Source organism: Isoptericola sp. NPDC056605 (genome assembly GCF_042792795.1).
Classification (GTDB): domain Bacteria; phylum Actinomycetota; class Actinomycetes; order Actinomycetales; family Cellulomonadaceae; genus Isoptericola.
Genome location: NZ_JBHTVT010000004.1, coordinates 1 through 24277, shown reverse-complemented (window position 1 = coordinate 24277; position 24277 = coordinate 1). Strand labels below are relative to the sequence as shown.

Genomic DNA, 24277 nt, shown 5'->3' with positions numbered 1-24277 from the left:
CCGGTCGGTGACCCGTCGTCACGCCGCCTCGAGCTCGACGAGGGTGCTCGCCATCGTCCGGTAGACCTCGTCCCATGCGGCCGCCACCTCGGGCGTCACCGCGTCGCCCAGCACGGCGATGATGGCCGCGAACAGGTGCTCGTGCACCACCTCGTACTGCGCTGGCTCGACGCCGACCGCACGGTGCCGGCGGGCGACGGGCGCGAGCACGTCGCGGGGGTCGGCGTCCTCGTCGGCGACGAGCAGCGCCGCGCAGGACGTGATCGCGGCCGCGAGCGCCCTCTGTTGCGAGCCGTCGGCGATCCGCTCGGGGGAGAACATCGAACCGAGCAGGCCGGGGTGCTCGTCCAGGAGAGTCCGGTAGAAGATCGTGGTGATGTCGTCGATCGAGTCCTCGACCACGGGGAGGGTGGAGCGGACCACCTCGGCGGAGCGGGGCGAGAGCGTGACGGGGGAGGGCATCCTGGCGACTCCTTCGGGCGACGTGCCGGCACCGTGCCGGCGGTGCACAGTCAAGCGCCCGGTCGGCGCCGGCGACAAGGCCTTGCGAGGGCAGGGCGGGTGGAGTCTCGGCAGGCCGGGGCGCCCCGCGGGATGCGGTAAGATACTGCGGTTGCCGTTTCCGGCGACCACCTGGGACCTCGGCCCCGTGAGCACCCGCCCCGTGCAGGAGCTCCATCGGCTGGTCCCGCACCCGGACCTCCCCTCGCGGGGCGGACGTCGGGTGTGACCTCATCCATCACCACAGGACAGGAAGCAACCAGTGACCGCTGTCACCAAGTCGCGCCGCCAGGTCCGCCTGAGCCGCAAGCTCGGCCTCGCGCTGACCCCGAAGGCCGTCCGCCACTTCGAGAAGCGCCCGTACCCCCCGGGTGAGCACGGCCGTGCGCGCCGCCGCACCGAGTCGGACTACGCGGTCCGCCTCCGTGAGAAGCAGCGTCTGCGCGCCCAGTACGCCCTGCGCGAGAAGCAGCTCCTCAAGGTCTACGAGAACGCCCGCAAGCACCCGGGCCTGACCGGTGAGGTCATGGTCGAGGACCTCGAGACGCGCCTCGACGCGCTCGTGCTGCGCGCCGGCTTCGGCCGCACCATCCTGCAGGCCCGCCAGGCCGTGACGCACCGTCACATCCTGGTGGACGGCAAGATCGTCGACCGTCCGTCGTTCCGTGTGAAGCCGGGCCAGACCATCCAGGTCAAGCCCAAGTCGCAGACCACCACGCCGTTCCAGGTCGCCGCCGCCGGTGCGCACCGCGACGTCCTGCCGGCCGTCCCGGGCTACCTCGAGGTGAACCTCGAGAAGCTGTCGGCCACGCTGACCCGCAAGCCGAAGCGCGCCGAGGTCCCCGTGACCTGCGAGGTGCAGCTCGTGGTCGAGTTCTACGCGCGCTGATCCCGAGCATCTCCGCGGAGGACTCCGCACCCAGGACGCCCCGTCACCCGCCGTCGCGGGGGGCGGGGCGTCCGTCGTCCGGGTCCGCCGTCTGCAGGGAGCCACCCGGGATAGGGTGACGACCGACCGTCTGACACCTGTGCGAGGAGAGATCTGATGTCGATGGGTGACGTGGCCGGGCTCATCGCGGCCGTCGCGTTCGTGCTGCTCGTGGGCCTGCTCGCGATCCCGCTCGTGAAGCTGGGCCGCGTGCTCGACGAGGCGACGCGCTCCATCCGCGAGGTGACGGAGCACTCGGTGCCGATCCTCGACGAGGCGGCCACCACGGTGGCCTCCACCAACGACCAGCTGGTCAAGGTGGACACGATCACGACGTCGGCGGCCCAGGTCAGCGAGAACGTGTCGGCGCTGGCCGGCCTGTACGCCTCGACGCTCGGCCGCCCCCTGGTCAAGGTCGCGGCGTTCTCCTACGGCGTGCGCCAGGCGTTCGCGCGGGCCTCGCGCTCGAGCCGCGGCGACGACGCGAAGGCCGGCCGCTGATGCGCCGCCTGTTCTGGGTCGGCGTGGGCGTGGTGGTGACGGTCGTCGTCGTCCAGCGGGGCCGCAAGATCGTGGCGCAGTACGCGCCCGAGGCGGTGGTCGACCGCGCGGAGCGTGCGGCGCAGGACGCCGGACGGCGGGCGGAGACGTTCGTCGCGACGTTCCGGCGCGAGTTCTCGCAGGCGCGCAGCGCCCGTGAGGCCGAGCTCACCGCGGCGCTGCTGGCCGAGGGGCAGCCGGACCCGGAGGACGTCCGCGCGAGCGGGCTGCGTCCCGCCGACCTGCGCGGGGGCCCCGGGCGGGCCCGGCACGCGGCCTCGACGCCCGACGGACAGCCCGGCCGGTATCCCGACGCCGAGGCGGAGATCGCCGCCGACGAGGCAAACCTCGGCTACTCGTTCTGAGAAATCCCGTTCCGACCATCTCCCGGTGGGCGCGAGAATGGGGGGCGGCCGCCGCCACGGCGGGCGGCCACCCGCACGTCACGCCCGTCACCAGCCGTACCGGCTCGACACATCGAAGGACATCATGCGCACCGCCGAGATCCGCAAGCGTTGGCTCGACTACTTCGAGTCGAAGGACCACGCGATCGTCCCGAGCGCCCCCCTGGTCTCGCCCGACCCGTCGATCCTGTTCACGATCGCCGGCATGGTGCCCTTCATCCCGTACATCCTCGGCACGGAGCCCGCGCCGTGGCCGCGGGTCGCGAGCGTGCAGAAGTGCATCCGCACCAACGACATCGAGAACGTGGGCCGCACCACGCGGCACGGCACGTTCTTCCAGATGAACGGCAACTTCTCGTTCGGGGACTACTTCAAGCGCGAGGCGATCGACTTCGCGTGGGAGCTCCTCACGACCGACCAGGGCCAGGGCGGCTACGGCCTCGACGGCGACCGCCTCTGGGTGACGATCTGGGAGGAGGACGCCGAGGCCTTCGACGCGCTCACGAAGGGCGTCGGGCTCGACCCGAAGCACGTGGTGCGCCTGCCCCGCGAGGAGAACTTCTGGGACACGGGCCAGCCCGGCCCGGCGGGCCCCTGCGCCGAGTGGCACTACGACCGCGGACCCGCGTACGGCCCCGAGGCCGTCGGCGGCACGGTCGACCCGGGCGGCGACCGCTACCTGGAGATCTGGAACCTCGTCTTCGACCAGTTCGTGCGCGGCGAGGGCCAGGGCAAGAACTACCCGCTGCTGGGCGAGCTCGAGCACAAGAGCATCGACACGGGGGCGGGCCTGGAGCGCATCGCGTACCTGCTGCAGGGCAAGGAGAACCTCTACGAGATCGACGAGGTGTTCCCCGTCATCGCGCGCGTGGAGGAGCTGACCGGCAAGCGCTACGGCGCGGACCCCGAGGACGACGTGCGGATGCGCGTGATCGCGGACCACGTCCGCTCGTCGCTCATGGTGATCGGGGACGGCGTGCGCCCGTCGAACGAGGGCCGCGGCTACGTGCTGCGGCGCCTCGTGCGCCGCGCCGTGCGCGCGGTGCGCCTGCTCGGCGTCGACGAGGTCGCGCTGCCGTCGCTGCTGCCCGTGTCGAAGGACGCGATGAAGGCGTCGTACCCGGAGCTCGAGTCCGACTTCGCCCGCATCAGCGACGTCGCGTACGCCGAGGAGGACGCCTTCCGCCGCACGCTCGCGCAGGGCACCACGATCCTGGACACCGCCGTGGGGCGCGCGAAGTCGCGTGCCTCTCAGGGGGCGGACGGCGGCACCCCCGTGCTCGGCGGTGCCGAGGCGTTCCAGCTGCACGACACGTACGGCTTCCCGATCGACCTCACGCTCGAGATGGCGGCCGAGCAGGGCGTCCACGTGGACGAGAAGGCGTTCCGCGACCTCATGGCGGAGCAGAAGCAGCGCGCCCGCGCGGACGCGCTCGCGAAGAAGACCGGGCACGCCGACCTGCGCTCGTACGAGACCCTGAACAAGGAGCTCTCCGCACCGGTGGAGTTCCTCGGCTACACGGACACGGAGTCCGCGGTGACGGTGGCCGGCCTGCTGGTCGACGGCGTGCCCGCCCCCGCGGCGACGGCGCCCGCCGACGTCGAGGTCGTGCTCGACCGCACGCCGTTCTACGCCGAGGCCGGCGGCCAGCTCGCCGACCAGGGCACGATCGTGCTCGACGGCGGCGCGACCATCGAGGTCGACGACGTGCAGCGCCCGGTCAAGGGCCTGTCGGTGCACCGCGGCCGCCTGGTCGAGGGCACGGTGGCGCTGGGCGACCCCGGCACCGCGACGATCGACGTCGCGCGCCGCGTCGCGATCAGCCGCGCCCACTCGGCCACGCACATGATCCACAAGGCGCTGCACGAGATGGTCGGGCCGGACCGCACCCAGGCCGGGTCGGAGAACGCCCCGAGCCGCGTGCGCTTCGACTTCCGGTCGCCGACGCCGGTGGCGGCTGACGCGCTCGGCGAGATCGAGGAGCGCGTCAACGCGCGGCTCACCGAGAACCTCGAGGTCACCGACGCCACGATGCCGATCGCGCGGGCCCGCGAGCTGGGCGCCATGGCGCTGTTCGGCGAGAAGTACGGCGACACGGTGCGCGTCGTGTCCATCGGCGGCGACTGGTCGCGCGAGCTGTGCGGCGGCACGCACGTCAAGGCCACCGGCGAGGTGGGCCGGGTCGCGCTGCTCGGCGAGGCCTCGATCGGTTCCGGCGTGCGTCGCGTGGACGCCCTCGTGGGCGACGGCGCGTACGGCTTCCAGGCCAAGGAGCACGCCCTCGTGGGTCAGCTCACGGGCCTGCTGGGCGCCCGCCCGGACGAGCTCGCCGACCGCGTGGGCTCGCTGCTCACGCGCCTCAAGGACACCGAGAAGGAGCTCGCGGGCCTGCGCCAGGACCGCATCCTCGCCGCGGCGGGCACCCTCGCCGCGCAGGCGGAGCGCGTGGGTGAGGCGCAGGTCGTCGCGCACGACGCCGGCGAGGTGGCCTCGGCCGACGACCTGCGTGCGCTGGCGCTGGACGTCCGCGGCCGCCTGGGCGACGCCGAGCCGGTGCTCGTCGCCGTCGGCGGCGTCGCGGGCGGGCGGCCCCTGGTCGTCGTGGCCACGAACGCGGGCGCCCGCGACGCGGGCCTGCGGGCCGGCGACTTCGTCAAGGCCGCGGCGAAGACCCTCGGCGGCGGGGGCGGTGGCAAGCCGGACCTGGCCCAGGGCGGCGGCACCGACGCGTCGGCGCTGCCGGCCGCGCTGGCCGGCATCGCCGAGGGCGTGCGCGCCGCGCAGGCGGGCGCGTGACGGGACCGTCGCCGGAGCAGGACGCGCCCCGCGGGCTGCCCCGGGGCGCGCGCCTCGGGGTCGACGTCGGCAAGGCGCGCATCGGGCTCGCGGGCAGCGATCCCGACGGCCTCGTCGCGACGCCGGTCGAGACCGTGCCACGCGTGCTGGAGGTGCCCGCGGGCGCCGACGGCGCGCCCACGGTGACGCCCGACGTCGCCCGGATCGCGACGGAGGTCGAGGAGCGGTTCGCCGCGGTCGTGTACGTCGGTCTGCCGCGCCACCTGTCCGGGGCGGAGGGCGCGGCCACCGCGGACGCGCGCGACTTCGCCTCCCGCCTGGCGGCCGCCGTCGCCCCCGTCGAGGTGCGTCTCGTGGACGAGCGGATGACGACCGTGACGGCGCACGCGCAGCTGCGGTCGGCGGGGCGACGCACCAAGACACACCGGTCTGTCGTCGACCAGGCCGCAGCCGTTATCATTCTGCAATCTGCACTCGACGTGGAGCGGTCGGCGGGGGAGCGCGCCGGTGAGCTCGTCGAGCAGCAGCGACCGGGCGCCTGACCAGCCCGGACAGCAGCAGCCGACCCATCGTGCCCACCCCAGGCCCTGTCAGAAGGAAGAACCCGGCGTGACGGACCTCTTCGAGCATCCCGCCCTCCAGGAGGCGCCGGCGGCACCCACGCGGCGCCGCTCGGCCGCCGGACGGAGGGCCGCCGCCAAGCGCAAGCGCCGCCGCAGGCAGCGCACAGCCGTGGTGCTGGTGGTGGTCCTCGGGTTCGTGGGCGCGGGGGCCTACCTGCTCTGGGACCGCATGGACTCGCTCGTCGGCGACCTGCCGTTCATCGGTTCGCAGAACGACGACTACCCGGGACCCGGCGGGGAAGCGGTCGAGGTCGTCATCCCCGAGGGCGCCACCGGCGGCCAGATGGGCACGGTGCTGCAGGAGGCCGGCGTCGTGGCCAGCGTCGGCGCGTTCACGGACGCGTTCGGCCAGAACCCGGCCGCCGCCGGCATCCAGCCCGGCACCTACCAGCTGCAGGCCGAGATGAAGGCGTCGGACGCTGTTGCCGCGCTGGTGAAGAACGAGAAGCTGGAGACCAACGTGACCATCCCCGAGGGGTACACGGTCGCGCAGATCGTGGACCGGGTCGGGTCGGTCACCGACATCACGACGAAGGAGCTCGAGAAGGCGCTGAAGGATCCGTCGTCCTTCGGGCTGCCCAAGCAGGCGGACGGCAACGCCGAGGGTTGGCTGTTCCCGAAGACCTACACCGTGCAGCCGGGCGACGACGCCACGACGCTGCTCACGGCGATGGTGGACCAGACGAAGAAGGAGATGGAGTCGCTCGGGGTCGACAAGTCCGACTGGCAGGACGTCCTGAACAAGGCGTCGCTCGTCGAGAAGGAGGCTCCGGACGGCTACCGGGGCGAGGTCGCCCGCGTGATCGAGAACCGCCTGGACCGCGGCGAGGCGTTGTACCTGGACGCCATCAACTCCTACGGGCTCGGCAAGCCGGCGGACCAGATCACGAAGTCGGAGTTCGCGGACGCGAGCGACCCGTACAACTCCCGCGAGAACGCCGGGCTCCCGCCCACGCCGATCGCCAACCCGGGTCAGGCGTCCGTCGAGGCGGTGCTGGATCCGCCGGAAGGGGACTGGAACTGGTACGTCACCGTGAACCTCGAGAGCGGCGAGACCAAGTTCACCGACAGCTACGAGGAGTTCAGGAAGTTCAAGGCCGAGTACCAGAAGTGGGCAGCGGAGAACGCCGGCTGACATGACCGTCACCCGACGAGCGGCGGTGCTGGGCCACCCCGTCGCGCACTCCCTCTCGCCCATCCTGCACACCGCCGCGTACGACGCCCTCGGACTCGAGGGCTGGGAGTACACCGCGATCGACACCACGGTCGAGGACCTGCCGGCGCTCGTGCGGAGCCTCGATCTCGGCTGGGCCGGCCTGAGCGTGACCATGCCCCTCAAGCACGCGGTCATGGACCTCGTGGACCACGTCGACCCGCTCGCCGTGGCCGTGGGCGCCGTCAACACGGTGCTCGTCGGCCCCGCGCAGTGCGGCGTGACGCTCACGGGCACCAACACGGACGTGTACGGCCTCGTCACCGCGCTCCGCGAGGGGTTCGCGGCCCAGGGGCGTGGTGCCGGCGCAAGCACGGAGAGCGCCGTCGTCCTCGGCGGCGGCGCCACCGCCGCGTCCACGCTCGCGGCGCTGGGCGAGCTCGGCTGCACGACGCCGCGCGTGCTGGTCCGCTCCCTCGGCCGCACGTCGGGGCTTCAGGAGGCGGCCGCGCGGATGGGCGTCAGCCCGCGCTTCGAGGTCCTCGACCCGTCGGCCTCGCTGGGCGCGCTGCGGGACGCCGACGTCGTGGTCTCCACGATGCCGGCCTACGCCGCCGACCCGGTCGCGGCCGCGATCGCCGCCCACGGCGCCGCGCCGTCGGGCGTGCTGCTCGACGTCGTCTACGACCCGCGCCCCACCGCGCTGGCGACCGCCTGGTCGGATGCGGGCGGCACCGTCGTCGGCGGGGAGCGGATGCTGCTGCACCAAGCCGTCGAGCAGGTACGCCTCATGACGGGCCGGACTGCCCCGGTCGCGGCCATGGACGCTGCGCTCGGCCGTGTCCTGGCGACCCCGGCGTCCGCCCGCTGACCACCGGACGGACCCGCGGCGCGAGCGTGGAAGAATCGCAGGCATGCTGCGCTGGATGACGTCGGGGGAGTCGCACGGTCCGTCACTCGTGGGGGTGCTGGAGGGCCTGCCCGCCGGCGTCGAGGTGGTGACCGCGGACATCCAGGCGGCGCTCGCCCGCCGGCGGCTCGGGTACGGCCGAGGCGCCCGCATGAAGTTCGAGCAGGACGCGGTGCGCGTGCTCGGCGGCCTGCGCCACGGCGTCACGCAGGGCGGCCCGCTGGCCTTCGAGATCGGCAACACCGAGTGGCCCAAGTGGACCGACGTCATGTCGCCGGACCCCGTCGACCGCGACGCGCTGCTCGTCGACGCCGGCACCGGTGACGAGCGCGAGATCGCGCGCAACCGGCCGCTCACCCGTCCCCGCCCGGGCCACGCCGACCTCGTCGGGATGCGCAAGTACGGCTTCGACGACGCCCGGCCGGTGCTCGAGCGCGCGTCGGCCCGCGAGACCGCGACGCGTGTCGCGCTGGGCCTGGTCGCGGCGAAGTTCCTCGAGCAGGCGGTCGGCGTCCGGCTCGTCTCGCACGTCGTGGCGATCGGCCCGGTGGAGGTCCCCGAGGGCGCCGAGCTGCCCACGCCCGACGACGTCGCCGCCCTGGACACCGACCCGGTGCGCTGCTTCGACGCCACGACGAGCGCGGCGATGGTCGCGGAGATCGACGAGTGCCGCAAGGACGGCGACACCCTCGGCGGCGTCGTCGAGGTGCTCGCCTACGACGTGCCGACCGGCCTCGGCAGCTACGTGCAGGGCGACCGGCGCCTCGACGCCCGCCTGGCGGGCGCGCTCATGGGCATCCAGGCGATCAAGGGTGTCGAGGTCGGCGACGGCTTCCGCACCGCGCGCCGCCGGGGCTCGGCCGCGCACGACGAGATCGAGCGCGGGGACGACGGCCACATCCACCGCCGCTCCAACCGCGCGGGCGGCATCGAGGGCGGCATGTCGAACGGCGAGGTGCTGCGTGTGCGCGCCGCGATGAAGCCGATCTCCACCGTGCCGCGGGCCCTCGCGACGGTCGACGTCGCCACGGGGGAGGCCGTCACGGCGCACCACCAGCGCTCGGACGTGTGCGCGGTGCCGCCCGCCGCCGTCGTCGCGGAGGCCATGGTGGCGCTCGAGCTGGCCCAGGCCGTCGTGGAGAAGTTCGGCGGCGACTCGGTGGCCGAGGTGCGGCGCAACGCGGAGGCGTACCTCGCCTCGATCCCCGAGCTGCTCCGATGAGCGCGGGCGTGCCCCGCGCGGTCCTCATCGGTCCGCCCGGCAGCGGCAAGACGACCGTCGGCCGCCTGCTCGCGCAGCGGCTCGGCGTCGCGTTCCGGGACACGGACGCGGACGTCGAGGAGACCGCGGGCAAGCCCGTCGCCGAGATCTTCGTGGAGGACGGCGAGCCGCACTTCCGCGAGCTCGAGCGGGAGGCCGTCACCACGGCTCTGGCCTGCCACCCCGGCGTCCTCGCCCTCGGCGGTGGCGCGGTGATGGACGAGCACACCCAGCGGGCGCTCGAGGGCTACGTCGCGGGCGGCGGCACCGTCGTCTTCCTCGACGTCTCCCTCGCGCACGCCGCGCCCCGCGTCGGATTCAACCAGTCCCGCCCGCTGCTCGTGGGCAACCCGAGAGCGCGATGGGTCGAGCTGATGCAGGCGCGCCGGCCCACCTACGAGCGGCTCGCCACGGTGCACGTCGTCTCCGACGAGCGGCCCCCGCAGGAGGTCGCCGCACAGGTGCACGCCGGTGTCAGGGGCGCACCGGCCCAGGAGGGCACGGCTCAGGAAGGCGCGGCGCAGCACGACGCGGCCGCGGGCACATCGGCACAGGAGGTCCAGTCATGACGGTCCGCGTGACCGTGCAGGGCAGCACGAACGAAGCACCGTCCTACGACGTCGTCGTCGGGCGGCACCTGCTCGGCGAGCTGCCGGGCCTGCTCGGGGAGGGCGTGCGGCGGGTGCTGGTCATGCACCCGGCGTCGCTGCAGGCCACCGGGGAGGCGGTCCGCGAGGACCTCGTGGCCCAGGGCTACGAGGCGTTCGCCGTCGAGCTGCCGGACGCCGAGGAGCAGAAGACCGCCCAGGTCGCCGCGTTCTGCTGGCAGGTGCTGGGCCAGGCCGACTTCACGCGGTCGGACGCGATCGTCTCCGTCGGCGGCGGGGCGACGACCGACCTGGCCGGCTTCGTCGCGGCCACCTGGCTGCGGGGCATCAAGGTCGTGCACGTGCCGACCACGCTGCTCGCGATGGTCGACGCCGCGGTGGGCGGCAAGACGGGCATCAACACGGCCGAGGGCAAGAACCTCGTGGGCGCCTTCCACCCGCCCGCGGGGGTGCTGTGCGACCTGGCGGCCCTGGAGACCCTCGACCGCTGGGACCTCGTCGCCGGCATGGCGGAGGTCGTCAAGACCGGCTTCATCGCCGACCCGCGCATCCTCGAGCTCGTGGAGGAGCACGCCGACGAGCTGCGGGAGTGGAAGGGCTCGGACGCCTCGCCGGAGACCTGGGCCGTGCTGACGGAGCTCATCGAGCGGTCGGTGCGGGTCAAGGCCCACGTCGTGGGGGAGGACCTCACGGAGCAGGGCCTGCGGGAGATCCTCAACTACGGGCACACCCTGGGGCACGCGATCGAGCTCACCGAGCGCTACCAGCTGCGGCACGGCGCCGCCGTCGCGATGGGGATGGTCTTCGCGGCCGAGCTCGCCCGCCTCGGGGGCAAGCTCGACGACGCCGTCGTGGACCGGCACCGCGCGATCCTGGACTCCCTCGGCCTGCCCACCACCTACCGCGGCGACCGCTGGGACAAGCTCCTCGTGGCCATGCAGCGCGACAAGAAGACGCGCGGCAACCTGCTGCGCTTCGTCGTGCTGGACGACGTCGCGAAGCCGACGCGCCTCGAGGGGCCGGACCCGACGCTGCTCGCCGCCGCGTACGCGGAGATCTCGAAGGAGCCGCCGGCCGGCCGCCCCGGCGTGACGGTCCAGCTCGGGCTCTAGCCCGCGCCCCCGCCGGCCGGGCGCGCGGACTCGCGCTCGGCGTCCCACCCGCGCACGACGTCCCGGCACGCCGGGATGTCGTCGTCCGCGACGAGCAGCACGAGGTTGCCGTCGTGGTCGCTGTACAGGTGCTCCACGACGATGCCTGCCTCCGCGAGGTGGCGCGCGAACGCGCCCATCTGCCCGGGGACGTCCTGGGCGAGGCGGGTCGTGACGACGTCGCGGGCGACCGCGGGTCCGAGACCCGCCGCCGCCAGTGCGGCGACCGCGCGGGGTCCGTCGTCGACGAGGAAGTGGGCGACGCGGCCGCCGTCGAGGCTGGTCACGCCGCCGCCCTCCAGACTGACACCGGCGCGCCCGAGCGTCTCGCCCAGGTCGGCCAGTGCGCCGGGCGTGCCGGGCAGACGGACCTCGAGGTCCTGCGGGGCGGGGGCAGCAGAGGCGGTCATGCGCCGACCGTAGACGCGGGACGTCTCGGCGTCCGCCGAAGCGTCGCCACCGTATCGTCGGGGCCATGGCTGGTGACGGGCGGGACCGGGACTTCACCGCCGTCGGGCGTGCGCTCGCCGCGCCGGCCCGGTCGGTGTTCCTGGGGCTGCTCATGGACGGCACCGCCCGCCCGGCGGGGGAGCTGGCCCGCGCGGCCGGCGTGCGGGCGTCCACCGCGTCGGAGCACCTCGCGGTGCTCCTCGAGGCCGGCCTGGTGACCTCACGGGCGCAGGGGCGTCACCGGTACTACGAGCTCGCGGGCCCGGAGGTGGCGGATGCGCTGGAGGCGCTCGGCGGCCTGACGGGACCGGCGCCCGTGACGGGGTACCGCCGCAGCCGCGAGGCCGACCGCCTGGCGGAGGCGAGGTTCTGCTACGACCATCTCGCGGGTCGGCTCGGTGTGGGGCTGACCGGCGCGTGGGTGGCGTCCGGGTGGCTGGTCGGGGAGTCGCTCGTGCTCACCGACGCCGGGGCCCGCGGGCTGCGCGACCTCGGCGTGGAGGTCGACGCGGCCGTCCGCGCCCGCCGTCCCACGGTGCGGGCCTGCGTCGACTGGACCGAGCGGCGCGTGCACCTGGCCGGCGCGCTCGGCGCCGCCGTCGGCACCCGCTTCCTCGGCGCGGGGTGGGTGGCGCGGACGACCGGGCGGGGGCTGCGGCTCACCCCGAGCGGGCAGGCCGTGGTGCGCGAGGCTTGGGGCGTCGAGCTCGCCCCGGCCGGCGGGGGCGCCGGACGCGGCCGGGCCTGACGGGCGGGACGCTCAGTCCCACAGGCCGCGCGCGACGAGCACGTCGCGCAGCAGGTCGGCGCGGTCGGTGACGATCCCGTCGACGCCAAGGTCGAGGAGACGACCCATCTCCCCAGGAGCGTTGATCGTCCACACGTGCACCTGCCGCCCGGCGCGGTGGGCGGCGGCGACCGTCCTCGCGTCGACCACCGGCACGCGGCCCTCGGAGACGGGGACCTGCAGGGCGTCCACGTCGCGCAGCGCGCGGCGGGTGATCGCGTCGACCCGGAGGCGGGCCCCGGCGAGGAAGCGCGCCACCTCGCGGCGCCCGGCCGACGTCGCGACCGGGCGGGACAGGCGGGCGAGGGTCGCGCGGCGGCGCCCGACGTCGAACGACGTGACGCAGACCCGGTCGTGCGCGCCCGTGCGCTCGATCGCCTCGGCGGTCGGCGCCACCCCGGAGTCCTCCTTGACGTCGATGTTGACCCGCAGGTCGGGCCAGGTGCCGAGCACGTCGTCGAGGCGCGGGACCGGCTCGCTGCAGCCGATGCGTGCGTGCCGCACGACCGACCACGGCAGGTCGGCCACCCGCCCGGTCGCGTCGGTGGTGCGGTCGAGGGAGGCGTCGTGCAGGGCGACGGCGACGCCGTCGGCGGTGCCGTGCGCGTCCGTCTCGACGTAGCGGAAGCCCAGGTCGACCGCGGCGGCGAACGCCGCCAGGGAGTTCTCCAGGTTCTCCCGGCCGTGCGAGAAGCCGCGGTGGGCCAGCGCGACGACGGCCAGCGGCGCGCCGTCGGCGCCGCGGGGGTCGAGGTACGGGTGCGCGGGGACAGGTCTCACGGCTGCGTCTCTTCCTCGCGCACGGTGTCGCGGGTGTCGCGGGTGTCGTCGGTGTCGCGGAGGTCGTCGGCGCCGGCGGTCAGGGTCCCGGGGACCGGCGGGCGGGCCTGCGGCAGGCGGGCGGCGAGCCATGCCAGGACGCCGTCGAGATAGGCGTGCCGCGGCGTGTCGGCGGACAGGGCGAGGTCGTGCACGCCGCCGGGCACGACGAGCGGGGTCGTGTCGGGCCCGACCCGGGGGGTCAGGGCCGCGATCCGGCCGACGTCGAGCACGGTGTCCTGCGCGTCGAGAAGCGGGTTGTCGGGCCGGTCGGGGCCGGAGGTGTCGCTGCGAGCGACCAGGACCGGCCCGGGGACGGCGAGACCGCGGGCCAGGCGGGCCTGCGCGCGCGTGACCGTGCGGAGCCAGCCGGCGCGCGCCGGGAGCCCCTCGGGGCGCTTGAGCGTCGTGTCGAAGTCCCACCGGCCGCCGTGGGAGGCGTGCTGGGCCGTGGCGTACTCGGAGGGGTGCGCGCTGACGACGGCGAGCGGGCGACGTCGGCCCAGGACCTCGAGCACCGCGGAGCGGCCCGCGTCCGCGAGCCGGGAGCCGCTGAGGGAGAAGAACGGCGAGTTCAGCACCAGGAGGTCGGGCCCGTGCGCCGGGTCGTGACGGACGGCGTGCGCCCACAGCGCCGCGCTCAGGCCGCCCGTCGAGTGCGCGTGCACCACGAGCGGCAGGCCCGGCTCGAGCTCCCGGACGGCGTGCGCCGCGGCGGACAGGTCGGCGCCCGCCTCGCGCAGGCTCGCGACGTAGTGCGGGGGCAGCGGGTCGTCGGCCCCCGGGCCTGCGTCGAGCAGGGAGCGCCCCGCGCGGCGCAGGTCGACGGCGTGGAACGCCAGGCCGGCGTCGACGAACGCCCGGGCGAGGTGCGCCTGGAAGAAGTAGTCGTTGTACCCGTGCACGTGCAGCACGACGGCGCGCGGCCGCGCCGGCCGGTCGACGGCCCGCACCAGGGTCGCGGGGCCGAGCGGCCGCTCCTCGAAGGCCGGGCCGAGGAGCCGGTCGGGCCGCCACCGCCCGGCGGGACCGGGGCGTCGGGGCGGGCGCGGGGCGGGGGCGTGCACGGCGCGATCGTATCCGCGGGCGTCGGTCGCGGCGCGCCGTCGACCGCGGTGCGACGCGCCCCTCCCGCCGGGCGCCCGCGTCGGGCAGACTGCGCCTCATGAGCGACCGACCGGCGGTGCCGGAACCCGTACCCGACGCCGCGCCCACCGCATCGCCCGGGTCGCCGCACGCCTCACCTCACGGCCCGCGGCACGACGGCGCGGCGAGGCCGGGCGTCGCGGAGGCGCCGGTGCCGCGCCGCCAGGTCGTCTCCTGGGCGATGTGGGACTGGGCCACCCAGCCGTTCAACACCGTGATCGTGACGTTCGTCTTCACGGCCCTGTACCTCACGAGCGACGCGTTCCTGACGCCCGAGGTGGCCGCGCTGCCCGCGACGGACCCGGTGCACGAGCGCGCCCTGGCCGGGCTCACCAGCGGGCTGGGGCTCTGGATCACGATCGGGGGCCTGCTCGTGGCGCTCCTCGCGCCGGTGCTGGGGCGTCGCGCCGACGTCGAGGGACGCCGCAAGGCCTGGGTGGGCGGCGCGACGCTGGTCATGGTCCTGGCGATGGCGGCGCTCTTCGCCGTCCGCGCGGACCCGGCCTGGTTCGTGCTCGGCGCGGCCCTGGTGTCCCTCGGCAGCGTGTCGAGCGAGATCGCCGGCGTGAACTACAACGCCATGCTCGTGCAGGTGTCGACGCGCGGCACCGTGGGCCGGGTGTCCGGGCTGGGGTGGGGGCTGGGGTACCTGGGCGGGATCGTGGCGCTCGTCCTCGTCGTGGTGGCGCAGACGTTCGACTGGTGGGGCATGCCCACCGACGACGGCCTGGCCTACCGGGTCATCGCGCTGGGCTGCGCCCTGTGGGCCGTGGCCTTCGCCTGGCCGCTGTTCCGCTACGTGCCCGAGGCGCCGCCCGCGGAGGACCGCCCGCGCGTCGGCTTCTTCGCCGGGTACGTCGTCCTGGTGCGCGACGTCGTCGCCCTGTACCGCCACGAGCGGCCCACCTTCTGGTTCCTGCTCGCGAGCGCCGTCTACCGCGACGGCCTGTCCGCGGTGTTCACGTTCGGCGCCGTCATCGCCGCGGTGTCGTTCCGGTTCGGCGACGACGCGGTGATCGCGTTCGGCATCGCCGCCAACCTGCTCGCCGGGCTCAGCACGATCGTCGCCGGGCGCCTCGACGACCGGTTCGGGCCCCGCGCGGTGATCATCGGCTCGCTCACCGGGCTCGTGGTGTGCGGGCTGCTCGTCGTCGCGCTGCACCCGTTCGGGGCGGCGGTGTTCTGGGTGGCGGGGCTGGCGCTGACCTGCTTCGTCGGCCCGGCGCAGGCCGCGTCCCGCTCCCTGCTGGCGCGGGTCGCGCCCGCCGGGCGCGAGTCGGAGATCTTCGGCCTCTACGCGACGACGGGCCGCGCGGTCTCGTTCCTCGCTCCCTCGATGTGGACGCTGCTCATCGCGCTCACGGGCGCCACCATCTGGGGGACCCTGGGCATCGTCGCCGTGATCCTGGTGGGCCTCGTGCTCATGCTCAAGGTGACGGTGGGCCGTCGGGAGCCTGCGCGGCCCGACGTCGCTGCCCCGCTGCCCTGATCTCGGCGGCCACCGCCTCCAGGTCGGCCAGCGGCGCCAGGTGGCGCAGCTTGTCCGGGTTGATGACGCCGTCGATCCGGGTGATGCGCCCGCCCACGACCTGCACCGCGTACGTGCCGATGACGCCGCCGCCGACGGACTCGTCGGCGTACGCGATCATGCCCGGAGCGCCGTTGACGACGGTCGCCTCGATGCGCGCGGGCGCGCCCCGCCGCGCGAACCCCGACAGGAGCCGGGCCACCGCCACGTTCCCCGACACCGGGCGGGACACCGCCAGCCCCGCCGGCACGTTGCCGCCGCCGTCCCCGGTGAGCGCCACGTCGTCGGCGAGCAGCTCGACCAGCGCGTCGACGTCGCCCTCCTCCGTGGCCGCGATGAACCGCCGCACCAGCTCCGCGGCGTGCGGGTCGGTCCTGGCCGCCCCGGCGCTCGCCCCGGACTCCGCCTCCCGCCGGGCCGCGACCCTGCGCCGCGCCCGTGACGCGAGCTGCCGCGCGGCCAGCTCCGTCGTCCCGATCACCTGGGCCGACTCGCGGTGGGGAAAGCCGAACACGTCGTGCAGGAGGAACGCGGCCCGCTCCGCCGGCGTGAGCGTCTCCAGGAGCACGAGGAAGGCCGTCGACAGGTCGTCCGCCAGCTCCGCGTGCGCGGCGGCCTCGCGCCCCGCCGACCCGGCCGCCACCACGTCCCCGACCAGCGGCTCGGGCACCCACTCGCCGACGTACGACTCGCGCCGCACCCGCGCCGAGCGCAGCACGTCCAGCGCGATCCGGGTCGCGACCGTCGTCGTGTACGCGGCGGGGTTCATCACCGCGGGGTCCACCGCCCCGACCGGTGCCACGCGCAGCATGGCCTCCTGGGCGACGTCCTCCGCCTCCGTGACGCTGCCCAGCATCCGGTACGCGGCGCCGAACGCCACCCGGCGCAGGTCCTCCAGGTCGGTGCGGGGCTCGGTCGCATGCCCGGTGCGTCGTCGGGCGGGGGTGTCCGTGCGTGGCATGCTGCCCATCCTTCCGCGGGGCGGGCGTTCCGCCCCGCACTGCCGACGACGTGGCGTGGCGAGACGTGACGCCGCACCCCACGATGGACCCGTGGGAGACGTCGAGGACTACCTGGCCACCCTGACCGGAGCGGAGCGCGACGCCGTCGCGCGCGTCTACGAGCGGGCACGGGCCCTCGTGCCGGACGTCGAGGAGGGCCGCAGCTACGGCATGCCCGCGCTGCGGTACCGCGGCAGCCCGCTGGTGAGCGCCGTGGTCACGCGCACGCACGTGGGCCTCTACCCCTTCAGCCCCGACGTCGTCGCGGCGCTCGCGGGCGACCTGGGCGGGTTCCGCACCACCAAGGGGTCCGTCTCCTTCCAGCCCGACGCCCCTCTGCCGGACGACGTCGTCGACCGGCTGGTGCTCGCGCGCCGCGACGAGATCGACGCGCGGGCCCGCTGACCGTCCCTCTCGTCCGCCTGCTACGCCGGTGGCACGTTGACGTTGCCGCGGAACCGGTTCTGCGGGTCGTAGCGGCGCTTCACGTCGCGCAGCCGCTCCCAGGTGGCGCCCGGGTAGGCCGCCCGCGCGGCGTCGAGCCCGCCGTCGAGGCTGAAGTTCACGTACGCGCCCTCCGCGCCGCGCAGGCGGTCGGCCAGTGCCTCGACCCAGGGGGTGTACCCGGCGGCGCCGGCCGCGTCGCGCGCGACCGCGGCGACGTTGCCCACCAGGCGCGCACCGCGGTGGGCATAGGCCGTCGCGTCGGCGGGGACGTCCGACACCGCGCCGCCGAGCACCCGCAGCTGGGCGGCGCGCATCAGCGCGTCGGACCCCTCCAGCTGCTCCAGGAGGTGCGCCGCGGCGGCCTCGTCGAGCCCGTCGGCGAGGAACGTGCGCCCGGTCGCGACGAGCGGGCCGCCCTCCGGGCCCCCCTCCAGCAGGCTGGGGTAGGGCGCGGCGCGCAGGCCGTCCAGCAGCGCGCCGCCGGCGCGGGCGGCGACGTCGCGCAGCGGGGCCAGGGCGGCGTCCGCCTGGTCGAGCGGGCCGGACCAGCACGCGTTGGCCATGACCACGAGACGTCCGTGGTGCTCCGCGGGGATCATCGGCATCGGCGGCGCCGGCATCACCATGACGACCATCGTCAGCTCCGGGGGCGCGGCCTGAGCGGCCGCGACCACCCCCGCCACGCTCTCGGGCGTGGCCGGCAGGAGGAGCACTCCGCCGACCACCTGCGACACCTCGTGCAGGGCGAACCGGAACCGTGTCACGACGCCGAAGTTGCCTCCGCCGCCCCGCAGCGCCCAGAACAGGTCGGGCTCGCGGTCCGCGTCCGTGCGCACCACCTCGCCGTCCGCGGTCACGACCTCCGCGCCGAGGAGGCTGTCGATGGTCATGCCGAGCGACCGCGACAGGAGACCGACGCCGCCGCCCAGCGTGATGCCGCCGACGCCGACGGTGCCGGTGTCGCCGAACGGGGTCGCCAGGCCGTGCTGCCCGGCCGCGCGCGAGTACGCGCCCGCGGTGATGCCGCCGCCGGCCCAGGCCGTGCGGCCGTCGACGTCGAGCTCGAAGGAGTCGAGACCGCGCAGGTCCAGGGTGAGCGCGCCGTCGGCGGCGCCCAGACCGAAGACCGAGTGCCCGCCCGAGCGGACGGAGACCTCGGCGCCGGCGTCGCGCGCGACGCGCACCGCGCGGACCACGGCGTCCGTGTCGGCGGGCCGGACGACGGCCGCCGGGCGCTGCTCGACGCCGCCGGGCTCGATGGCGCGGGCGGCGTGGTAGCCGTCGTCGTCCGGGGCGACGACGGGCGTCGCGTCGCCGAGAGCGGTGCGGAGCGCGTCGACCGGGACGGCGGGCGTGGGGGGATTCGAGGGCTGAGACATCGTGACTCCTCGTCGGGACGACGGTACGGGGACCGGACCGGTCTGCGGCCCGGTCCGTGCGGACGAGCAGGGGAAGCACCAGAGCTCGCCCGGGGGTGCACTCAGGAGGACCGGGCGGGGAGCACATCCTCATCGGCAGCATCCCGTACACCCGACGGGAATGCGACGGAATTCGTGACGGCGCCGGGTCGGGTACGACCGGCCAGCACGGCCGCGGTCAGCGCGAGCGCCGCGGAGAGGCCGAGGCACACCGCGTACGCGGCCGCGCCGACCCGGTCGTGCAGGGCCCACAGCAGCGCGCCCGTGCCGGTCAGCGCGAGCGCGGACGCCGCCGCGTCGGCCACCTGGAGCACCGACATCGACACGCCCTGCGCCGACGGCGGCGCGAGCTCGAGGACGAGCAGGTTGAGGGTGGGGAACATCAGTCCCATCCCGAGCCCGCTCAGCACCCACGGCGCGGCCGCGGCGGCCAGGGGCACGCCGGGGACGACCAGCAGGGCGACACCCGCGGTCCCCAGCGCGAGGGAGATGCCGCCGACGCGGAGGAACCCCGCGTGCGACAGGCCTCCGAGCCCGCGACCGCGTGCCCACGACCCCGCCGACCACCCGAGGACGTGCAGCGTGAGGACCGCCCCGGCGAACGCCGGGGCGAGACCGCGCTCGCGGACGAGCGCGAGCGGCAGCAGCACCTGCGCACCCACGAACGCGGCGGCCACGAGCGCCCGCACCAGCACGACCGTCCCCAGCCCGCGCGCGCCGCGCAGCACCTGGCCCACGACGTCCCGCCACGACGCCGCGTCCCCGCCGTCGTCGGCGACCCGTCCGGCCGAGCCCCGCGTGCGCCCCGCCGCCAGCGCCGGCCGCAGGGCCAGCAGGGCGGGCACGGCCAGCGCGGGCACGGCGAGGAACACCCACCGCCACCCGAGGTACTGCGTCATCGCCCCGGCGAGCAGCGGGCCCACGACCCCCGGCACCACCCACGCGGCCGCGAACCACGCGAAGACCTTCGGCCGCCGCTCCGCGGGGAACACGCGCGCCACCAGCACGAAGATCGCGACCCCCTCGATGCCGCTGCCCGCGCCCTGCACGGTGCGACCGGCCAGGAGCACCGGCATGCTCGGCGCCAGCCCCGCGACGAGCAGCCCCGCGAGGAACAGCGAGATCCCCGCCAGCAGCGGCGGCGTCGGCCCGCGGCGGTCCGTCCACCGGCCCGCGACCAGCATCCCCACGACCCCCGCGGCGGACCCCGACGCGAACGCGAGCGTGTACAGGCGCAGGCCGTCCAGCTCGGCGGCCACCGTCGGCATCGCCGTCGAGACCGCCAGGGACTCGAACGCCCCCAGCGCGACGTACGCCACCATGCCGGTCAGCACCGTGCGCTGCGCCCGCACGCCCAGCAGCCCGTCGCGCGACCCGTCGGCCGCACCCTCGACGGACGCGCCGGTCATCCGAGCACCACCTTGCCGATCGTGCGGCGCTCCTCGAGCTCCCGGTGCGCCCGTGCCGCCTCGGCGAACGCCACCCGATGGGTGAGCACGCGCCACTCGCCCGACGCCGCCCGCTCCAGGGCCCGTCGCTGGTAGGCGCGCAGGTCGCCGAACGCGGGGGCGCCGGGCCCGACGACGGCTCGCACCTCGACCGGGTCGCCCGCCGGGGTGACGGCGCTCGCGGCCACGGGGTTCGGGCTCCCGGAGGCCCAGCCCTGCACGACGAGCCGACCGCCGGGCCCGAGGAGGGCCGCGGCCTCGGCGCCCAGGTCGCCCCCGACGCCGTCGATCACGACCGTCGCGGCGGCCGCGCGCAGCCGGCCGAGCGCGGCCCGCGCGGCGGCGGGCCAGCCGTCCCCGGCGACGTCGACGACGGCGAGCCGCTGCCCGGCGTCGGGTGCGAGCCCGCGGACCGCGCGGACCTTGCGCGGCCCGCCGGCGAGGGCGAGGACCCGGGCGCCCGCGTCGAGCGCCGACTGGACGAACAGGGAGCCGAGGCCACCTGCGGCGGCGGTGATCACCACGACGTCGTCGGGACACGGCCGCGCGACCTCCAGCGTCATGAGCGCCATCCGGCCGGTGCCGATCATCGCGACGGCGTCGGCCAGGTCGAGCCGGTCGGGGAGGCGGTGCAGGGCGTCGACGGGCGCGACGGCGAGGCGCGCGTACCCGCCGCCGTCGGGCGTGGCGCCGAGGTGGGCGGCGACCCGGACCCCGAGCCGGTCGTCCCCGACGTCCGGGCCGACCGCGACCACCGTGCCCGCGACCTCGCGTCCGGGGATGGCGGGGAGGCGAGGCGCGGGCAGGGGACCGGTGGCCTCGCCGCGGCGCAGGGTGGTGTCCAGCAGGTGCACGCCGTGCGCGCGGGCGGCGACGAGCACCTGGCCGGGGCCGGGCACGGGGTCGGGGACCTGCTCGAGGACGAGGGTCTCGGGCGGGCCGTAGGTGTGGTGGCGGATGGCGTCCATCCCGTCATGCTGTGACCTGAACTATGGTTGAGGTCAAGGGTCGGGAGGCCGCCGCGCGGGGAAGGACACCGATCGTGCCGGAGCATGCGACCGAGAAGGTCCCGTGGGACCACGTCGAGCTGTCCGTCGGCGAGGTGGCCGCGCGCAGCGGCGTCGCCGTCTCCGCCCTGCACTTCTACGAGCGGCGCGGCCTGATCGCCAGCCGCCGCACCTCCGGCAACCAGCGGCGCTACCGACGTGACGTCCTGCGCCGGGTGTCGTTCATCCGCGTCTCCCAGCGGGTCGGCATCCCGCTGGCGCGCATCGCCGAGGCGCTGGAGACCCTGCCCGCCGATCGCGCCCCGAACGTCCGCGACTGGGAGCGGCTGTCCAAGGCCTGGCGCACGGACCTCGACGCGCGCATCGAGCAGCTCGAGCGGCTGCGGGACGACCTCACCGACTGCATCGGCTGCGGATGCCTGTCCCTGAGCCGGTGCGTGCTCGCCAACCCGCACGACGCGCTCGGCGACGACGGCCCGGGCCCGCGCCGGCTGCTCGTCGACGAGACGGACTGACCCGACCGGGGCGGCCGGACGACCGGTGGCGCGAGCGCGGACGGCCAGGACGGCCGCCGTGGTGCCGCCGTACCCTCGGGCCATGACTCACGTCCTCGTCCTCAACGGTCCCAACCTCGGTCGGCTCGGCGTGCGCGAGCCCGAGATCTACGGCCACGCGTCCATGTCCGACCTCGAGCGGGAGGCCGCCGTCTGGGGGAGCGAGCTGGGCGTCACCGTCGACGTGCGCCAGACCGACGACGAGTCGGAGCTCGTGGGCTGGCTGCACGAGGCCGTCGACGCCCGCGCGCACGTGGTGCTCAACCCCGCGGCGTTCACGCACTACAGCTACGCGCTGCGCGACGCCGCCGCCCAGGTGACGTCCTCCGGGCTGCTGCTCGTCGAGGTGCACCTGTCGAACCCCGCCTCGCGCGAGTCGTTCCGGCACTACTCGGTGGTGGCCGGCATCGCGACGGGCACGATCGCGGGCTTCGGTTTCGACTCCTACCGGCTGGCACTCGGCGCCCTCGCGCACAAGCTCCAGTCCTGAACTCCTCCTTCTCCAGGGTCCAGGCTTGACAGTGAACAAGTCCTGAGACTTGTCGCGGACCTCACAAGGCCGTAGCGTTGATTCATGATCGTCGTCACCGCGGACCAGCGGCGCAGCACCCGGGGTCCCGACCGCGTGCCCGAGGCTCTCGCGCTCGTCGCCGCGCGGGCGCACGGACGGCCGGGAGTGCTGCTGCCCTTCGACCGCACGGTGGGCGACGAGCTCCAGGGCGCGCTGTCCGCGGACGACGACGGCGCGGCGCTGGCCGTCGACGTCGTCCTCGACCTGGTGCGCGACGGCGGATGGTCCGTGGGGATCGGCCTCGGCGCGGTCGACCGGCCGCTGCCGGCGGAGTCGAGGGCGGCCTCCGGCCCGGCGTTCGTGCGGGCCCGGGCGGCCGTCGAGCGGGCGAAGCGGCGCGGGCGCGGCAGCGTGCCACTGGCCGTGGTGGGGCCGGACGAGGAGCCGCGCTCGACCGTCGCCGCGGACGCGCAGGCGCTCCTGCATCTGCTCGGGGCCGTCGTGGCGCGGCGTTCCGCGGCGGGGTGGGAGGCCGTCGACACGCTCGTCGCGCAGCGGGGCCCGGCACCGCAGCGGGCCTCGGCGGCCGCGTTGGGGGTCAGCGAGCAGGCGGTGAGCCAGCGGCTGCGTGCCGCGCTGTGGGCCGAGGACGCGGCCGTCCGGCCGCTCGCGGCGCGCCTGCTGCGGGCCGCGGGTGCCGACCTGGACGATGACCTGGACGACGACCCGGACGACGACCCGGACGGCGAGGCAGGGGAGGAGCGCGCGTGAGCTTCGGAGCGGTGGCGGCGGACGTCGCGGTGTGGCTCGTCGGCCTGGGCGCGAGCGTGGGCGGTGGTGCCTGGCTCGTGCCGTGGGTGCTGCGGCACGCGGAGCGGGAGCCGCAGGCCGCGGCGGAGGCGGTCGCCGTGCTGCGCGGCGGCACCTGGATCGGCCTGCTCGAGCGGCTGTGCGTCACGGGTTCGCTGCTCGCGGGCTACCCGGAGGGCGTGGCCGTCGTCGTCGCGGTCAAGGGGCTCGGCCGGTTCTCGGAGCTGCGCGAGCACCCGGTCGCGAGCGAGCGGTTCGTGGTCGGGACGCTGGCGTCGCTCGCATGGTCGGCCGCCGTCGGGATCGCGGGGCACGTGCTCCTGGTCGCGCTGTAGAATGTTCCGGGCTCTCTGCGGCCCGGCACGTCGACATCCGCACGACATCCGCACGACTTCCGCTCCGTACCCGACCCCGAGGACGAACAAGAAACGTGGCTACCTCCAACGACATCAAGAACGGCACCGTGCTCCGCATCGACGGTCAGCTCTGGTCGATCATCGAGTTCCAGCACGTCAAGCCGGGCAAGGGTGGCGCGTTCGTCCGCACGAAGATGAAGAACGTGCTGTCCGGCAAGGTCGTCGACAAGACCTTCAACGCGGGCACCAAGGTCGAGACCGCGAACGTGGACCGCCGCGACTTCCAGTACCTGTACATGGACGGCGCCGACTACGTCTTCATGGACACCGACACCTACGACCAGATCACCGTGCCCGCCGCCACCGTCGGCGACGCGGCGAACTACATGCTCGAGGGCATGAACATCATGGTCGCGTCCAACGACGGCACGCCGCTGTACGTCGAGCTCCCGTCGTCCGTGGTCCTGGAGATCACCTACACGGAGCCGGGCCTGCAGGGCGACCGTTCCACCGGCGGCACCAAGCCCGCCACCCTCGAGACGGGCGCGGAGATCCAGGTCCCGCTGTTCCTCGAGCAGGGCACCAAGGTCAAGGTCGACACGCGTGACGGGTCGTACCTGGGCCGCGTGAACGACTGACGGGCGCCTGCTGACATGGGTGCACGCACCAAGGCGCGCAAGCGCGCCGTCGACATCCTCTTCGAGGCGGAGCAGCGGGGGATCGACCCGCAGGTGCTCGTCGCCGACCGGGTGATCGAGCCGCACACCGAGGCCGCCGTCCCGCAGTACACGGTCGACCTCGTGGAGGGTGTCGCCACCCACCGCGAGCGCATCGACGAGCTGCTGGCGACCTACTCGCAGGGGTGGACCGTCGAGCGGATGCCGGCGGTCGACCGCGCGCTGCTGCGGATCGGCACCTGGGAGCTGCTCTACAACGACGACGTCCCCGACGCCGTCGCGGTGGACGAGGCGGTCGACCTCGCCGGACAGCTCTCGACGGACGACTCGCCGTCGTTCGTCAACGGCCTGCTGGGCCGGCTGGTCGACATCAAGCCGACGCTGCTGATCTGACGCGTCTCGACGCCCCACAGGCGGTGGCGCACGCATCCGGGCCCGGATG

At 75.1% G+C, this 24277-nt stretch carries 27 protein-coding genes; 19 read left to right on the top strand and 8 right to left on the bottom strand.

What is annotated here, in order from left to right; all coding sequences use genetic code 11:
- Positions 1-18 precede the first annotated feature (18 nt).
- On the bottom strand, positions 19-462 hold the full coding sequence (locus tag ACFQ8Y_RS05635; RefSeq protein ID WP_430551235.1) for a globin domain-containing protein: 444 nt from the start codon (positions 460-462) through the stop codon (positions 19-21).
- A 301-nt stretch (positions 463-763) separates the two neighbouring features.
- Between ACFQ8Y_RS05635 and rpsD the strand changes: the two genes are divergently transcribed.
- The 10 genes from rpsD to aroB all read left to right on the top strand — a co-directional run bounded on the left by rpsD (position 764) and on the right by aroB (position 10837).
- Positions 764-1390: a 30S ribosomal protein S4 gene (gene rpsD / locus ACFQ8Y_RS05630; protein ID WP_430551236.1), complete on the top strand. Its 627-nt coding sequence runs from the start codon at positions 764-766 to the stop codon at positions 1388-1390.
- 156 nt (positions 1391-1546) lie between these two features.
- Entirely contained in the window at positions 1547-1930 is a 384-nt protein-coding gene (locus ACFQ8Y_RS05625) for a DUF948 domain-containing protein (RefSeq protein ID WP_430545449.1), read from the top strand.
- Positions 1930-2334 (top strand): hypothetical protein, encoded by a 405-nt coding sequence (locus tag ACFQ8Y_RS05620; RefSeq protein WP_430584867.1) that lies wholly within the window; start codon positions 1930-1932, stop codon positions 2332-2334. The genes ACFQ8Y_RS05625 and ACFQ8Y_RS05620 overlap by 1 nt, the downstream gene beginning before the upstream one ends.
- A 124-nt stretch (positions 2335-2458) precedes the next feature.
- Positions 2459-5170 carry an alanine--tRNA ligase gene (gene alaS, locus ACFQ8Y_RS05615; protein ID WP_430584866.1) on the top strand — a complete coding sequence of 904 codons (2712 nt, stop codon included), beginning with the start codon at positions 2459-2461 and terminating at the stop codon, positions 5168-5170.
- Positions 5167-5712, top strand: coding sequence for a Holliday junction resolvase RuvX (ruvX, locus tag ACFQ8Y_RS05610; protein ID WP_430551239.1), 546 nt, complete (start codon positions 5167-5169; stop codon positions 5710-5712). Before alaS ends, ruvX begins: the two co-directional genes overlap by 4 nt.
- A gap of 67 nt (positions 5713-5779) precedes the next feature.
- Positions 5780-6928: an endolytic transglycosylase MltG gene (gene mltG, locus ACFQ8Y_RS05605; RefSeq protein WP_430584865.1), complete on the top strand. Its 1149-nt coding sequence runs from the start codon at positions 5780-5782 to the stop codon at positions 6926-6928.
- Position 6929: 1 nt separating this feature from the next.
- Entirely contained in the window at positions 6930-7817 is an 888-nt protein-coding gene (locus tag ACFQ8Y_RS05600; RefSeq protein ID WP_430584864.1) for a shikimate dehydrogenase, read from the top strand.
- A 43-nt stretch (positions 7818-7860) separates the two neighbouring features.
- Positions 7861-9078 (top strand): chorismate synthase, encoded by a 1218-nt coding sequence (gene aroC, locus ACFQ8Y_RS05595; RefSeq protein WP_430584863.1) that lies wholly within the window; start codon positions 7861-7863, stop codon positions 9076-9078.
- On the top strand, positions 9075-9686 hold the full coding sequence (locus ACFQ8Y_RS05590) for a shikimate kinase (protein WP_430551243.1): 612 nt from the start codon (positions 9075-9077) through the stop codon (positions 9684-9686). The genes aroC and ACFQ8Y_RS05590 overlap by 4 nt, the downstream gene beginning before the upstream one ends.
- Positions 9683-10837, top strand: coding sequence for a 3-dehydroquinate synthase (aroB, locus tag ACFQ8Y_RS05585; RefSeq protein ID WP_430584862.1), 1155 nt, complete (start codon positions 9683-9685; stop codon positions 10835-10837). Before ACFQ8Y_RS05590 ends, aroB begins: the two co-directional genes overlap by 4 nt.
- On the opposite strand, the gene ACFQ8Y_RS05580 is transcribed toward aroB, so the two are convergent.
- Complete coding sequence (locus ACFQ8Y_RS05580) at positions 10834-11286, bottom strand: hypothetical protein (protein ID WP_430584861.1); 453 nt, start codon at positions 11284-11286, stop codon at positions 10834-10836. The two genes, aroB and ACFQ8Y_RS05580, sit on opposite strands and share 4 nt — an antisense overlap.
- Positions 11287-11351: 65 nt before the next feature.
- Between ACFQ8Y_RS05580 and ACFQ8Y_RS05575 the strand changes: the two genes are divergently transcribed.
- The gene (locus tag ACFQ8Y_RS05575; RefSeq protein WP_430584860.1) at positions 11352-12074 is read left to right on the top strand and encodes an ArsR/SmtB family transcription factor; all 723 of its coding nucleotides are present in this window, start codon (positions 11352-11354) and stop codon (positions 12072-12074) included.
- A gap of 12 nt (positions 12075-12086) precedes the next feature.
- On the opposite strand, the gene ACFQ8Y_RS05570 is transcribed toward ACFQ8Y_RS05575, so the two are convergent.
- Entirely contained in the window at positions 12087-12893 is an 807-nt protein-coding gene (locus ACFQ8Y_RS05570) for a glycerophosphodiester phosphodiesterase (protein WP_430584859.1), read from the bottom strand.
- Positions 12890-13999: an alpha/beta hydrolase gene (locus tag ACFQ8Y_RS05565; RefSeq protein WP_430584858.1), complete on the bottom strand. Its 1110-nt coding sequence runs from the start codon at positions 13997-13999 to the stop codon at positions 12890-12892. The genes ACFQ8Y_RS05570 and ACFQ8Y_RS05565 overlap by 4 nt, the downstream gene beginning before the upstream one ends.
- Positions 14000-14097: 98 nt before the next feature.
- Between ACFQ8Y_RS05565 and ACFQ8Y_RS05560 the strand changes: the two genes are divergently transcribed.
- Positions 14098-15567, top strand: coding sequence for an MFS transporter (locus tag ACFQ8Y_RS05560; protein WP_430584857.1), 1470 nt, complete (start codon positions 14098-14100; stop codon positions 15565-15567).
- On the opposite strand, the gene sigJ is transcribed toward ACFQ8Y_RS05560, so the two are convergent.
- Positions 15506-16567, bottom strand: a complete 1062-nt coding sequence (gene sigJ, locus ACFQ8Y_RS05555; protein WP_430584856.1) for an RNA polymerase sigma factor SigJ — start codon at positions 16565-16567, stop codon at positions 15506-15508. The two genes, ACFQ8Y_RS05560 and sigJ, sit on opposite strands and share 62 nt — an antisense overlap.
- 91 nt (positions 16568-16658) lie before the next feature.
- Between sigJ and ACFQ8Y_RS05550 the strand changes: the two genes are divergently transcribed.
- A complete protein-coding gene (locus ACFQ8Y_RS05550) occupies positions 16659-17012 on the top strand; it encodes an iron chaperone (protein WP_430562220.1) in 354 nt (117 codons plus the stop codon).
- A gap of 20 nt (positions 17013-17032) precedes the next feature.
- On the opposite strand, the gene ACFQ8Y_RS05545 is transcribed toward ACFQ8Y_RS05550, so the two are convergent.
- The 3 genes from ACFQ8Y_RS05545 to ACFQ8Y_RS05535 form a co-directional block, all read right to left on the bottom strand.
- Complete coding sequence (locus tag ACFQ8Y_RS05545) at positions 17033-18433, bottom strand: FAD-binding oxidoreductase (RefSeq protein ID WP_430584855.1); 1401 nt, start codon at positions 18431-18433, stop codon at positions 17033-17035.
- 101 nt (positions 18434-18534) lie between these two features.
- Positions 18535-19881, bottom strand: a complete 1347-nt coding sequence (locus tag ACFQ8Y_RS05540) for an MFS transporter (RefSeq protein ID WP_430584854.1) — start codon at positions 19879-19881, stop codon at positions 18535-18537.
- The gene (locus ACFQ8Y_RS05535; RefSeq protein WP_430584853.1) at positions 19878-20888 is read right to left on the bottom strand and encodes an alcohol dehydrogenase catalytic domain-containing protein; all 1011 of its coding nucleotides are present in this window, start codon (positions 20886-20888) and stop codon (positions 19878-19880) included. The genes ACFQ8Y_RS05540 and ACFQ8Y_RS05535 overlap by 4 nt, the downstream gene beginning before the upstream one ends.
- A 74-nt stretch (positions 20889-20962) precedes the next feature.
- On the opposite strand from ACFQ8Y_RS05535, the gene soxR reads away from it, so the two are divergent.
- The 6 genes from soxR (at position 20963) to nusB (ending at position 24228) form a co-directional block, all read left to right on the top strand.
- Entirely contained in the window at positions 20963-21442 is a 480-nt protein-coding gene (gene soxR, locus ACFQ8Y_RS05530; RefSeq protein WP_430584852.1) for a redox-sensitive transcriptional activator SoxR, read from the top strand.
- Between the two features lie 82 nt (positions 21443-21524).
- The gene (locus ACFQ8Y_RS05525) at positions 21525-21971 is read left to right on the top strand and encodes a type II 3-dehydroquinate dehydratase (RefSeq protein ID WP_430551256.1); all 447 of its coding nucleotides are present in this window, start codon (positions 21525-21527) and stop codon (positions 21969-21971) included.
- An 84-nt stretch (positions 21972-22055) separates the two neighbouring features.
- A complete protein-coding gene (locus ACFQ8Y_RS05520) occupies positions 22056-22763 on the top strand; it encodes a hypothetical protein (protein WP_430584851.1) in 708 nt (235 codons plus the stop codon).
- The gene (locus tag ACFQ8Y_RS05515; protein ID WP_430562214.1) at positions 22760-23137 is read left to right on the top strand and encodes a hypothetical protein; all 378 of its coding nucleotides are present in this window, start codon (positions 22760-22762) and stop codon (positions 23135-23137) included. Before ACFQ8Y_RS05520 ends, ACFQ8Y_RS05515 begins: the two co-directional genes overlap by 4 nt.
- A 95-nt stretch (positions 23138-23232) precedes the next feature.
- Positions 23233-23796, top strand: a complete 564-nt coding sequence (gene efp, locus ACFQ8Y_RS05510; protein ID WP_430551259.1) for an elongation factor P — start codon at positions 23233-23235, stop codon at positions 23794-23796.
- A gap of 15 nt (positions 23797-23811) precedes the next feature.
- The gene (gene nusB, locus ACFQ8Y_RS05505; RefSeq protein ID WP_430551260.1) at positions 23812-24228 is read left to right on the top strand and encodes a transcription antitermination factor NusB; all 417 of its coding nucleotides are present in this window, start codon (positions 23812-23814) and stop codon (positions 24226-24228) included.
- Positions 24229-24277: the final 49 nt, after the last annotated feature.

Coding starts and splice junctions, on each gene's coding strand:
- sigJ (WP_430584856.1), bottom strand. CDS start 16,567: ATGCCACGCACGGACACCCCCGCCCGACGACGCACCGGGCATGCGACC.
- ACFQ8Y_RS05575 (WP_430584860.1), top strand. CDS start 11,352: ATGGCTGGTGACGGGCGGGACCGGGACTTCACCGCCGTCGGGCGTGCG.
- ACFQ8Y_RS05525 (WP_430551256.1), top strand. CDS start 21,525: ATGACTCACGTCCTCGTCCTCAACGGTCCCAACCTCGGTCGGCTCGGC.
- alaS (WP_430584866.1), top strand. CDS start 2,459: ATGCGCACCGCCGAGATCCGCAAGCGTTGGCTCGACTACTTCGAGTCG.
- ACFQ8Y_RS05635 (WP_430551235.1), bottom strand. CDS start 462: ATGCCCTCCCCCGTCACGCTCTCGCCCCGCTCCGCCGAGGTGGTCCGC.
- ACFQ8Y_RS05520 (WP_430584851.1), top strand. CDS start 22,056: ATGATCGTCGTCACCGCGGACCAGCGGCGCAGCACCCGGGGTCCCGAC.
- ACFQ8Y_RS05590 (WP_430551243.1), top strand. CDS start 9,075: ATGAGCGCGGGCGTGCCCCGCGCGGTCCTCATCGGTCCGCCCGGCAGC.
- ACFQ8Y_RS05545 (WP_430584855.1), bottom strand. CDS start 18,433: ATGTCTCAGCCCTCGAATCCCCCCACGCCCGCCGTCCCGGTCGACGCG.
- ACFQ8Y_RS05600 (WP_430584864.1), top strand. CDS start 6,930: ATGACCGTCACCCGACGAGCGGCGGTGCTGGGCCACCCCGTCGCGCAC.
- aroB (WP_430584862.1), top strand. CDS start 9,683: ATGACGGTCCGCGTGACCGTGCAGGGCAGCACGAACGAAGCACCGTCC.
- ACFQ8Y_RS05625 (WP_430545449.1), top strand. CDS start 1,547: ATGTCGATGGGTGACGTGGCCGGGCTCATCGCGGCCGTCGCGTTCGTG.
- aroC (WP_430584863.1), top strand. CDS start 7,861: ATGCTGCGCTGGATGACGTCGGGGGAGTCGCACGGTCCGTCACTCGTG.
- ACFQ8Y_RS05535 (WP_430584853.1), bottom strand. CDS start 20,888: ATGGACGCCATCCGCCACCACACCTACGGCCCGCCCGAGACCCTCGTC.
- ACFQ8Y_RS05540 (WP_430584854.1), bottom strand. CDS start 19,881: ATGACCGGCGCGTCCGTCGAGGGTGCGGCCGACGGGTCGCGCGACGGG.
- ACFQ8Y_RS05620 (WP_430584867.1), top strand. CDS start 1,930: ATGCGCCGCCTGTTCTGGGTCGGCGTGGGCGTGGTGGTGACGGTCGTC.
- ACFQ8Y_RS05580 (WP_430584861.1), bottom strand. CDS start 11,286: ATGACCGCCTCTGCTGCCCCCGCCCCGCAGGACCTCGAGGTCCGTCTG.
- ACFQ8Y_RS05560 (WP_430584857.1), top strand. CDS start 14,098: ATGAGCGACCGACCGGCGGTGCCGGAACCCGTACCCGACGCCGCGCCC.
- nusB (WP_430551260.1), top strand. CDS start 23,812: ATGGGTGCACGCACCAAGGCGCGCAAGCGCGCCGTCGACATCCTCTTC.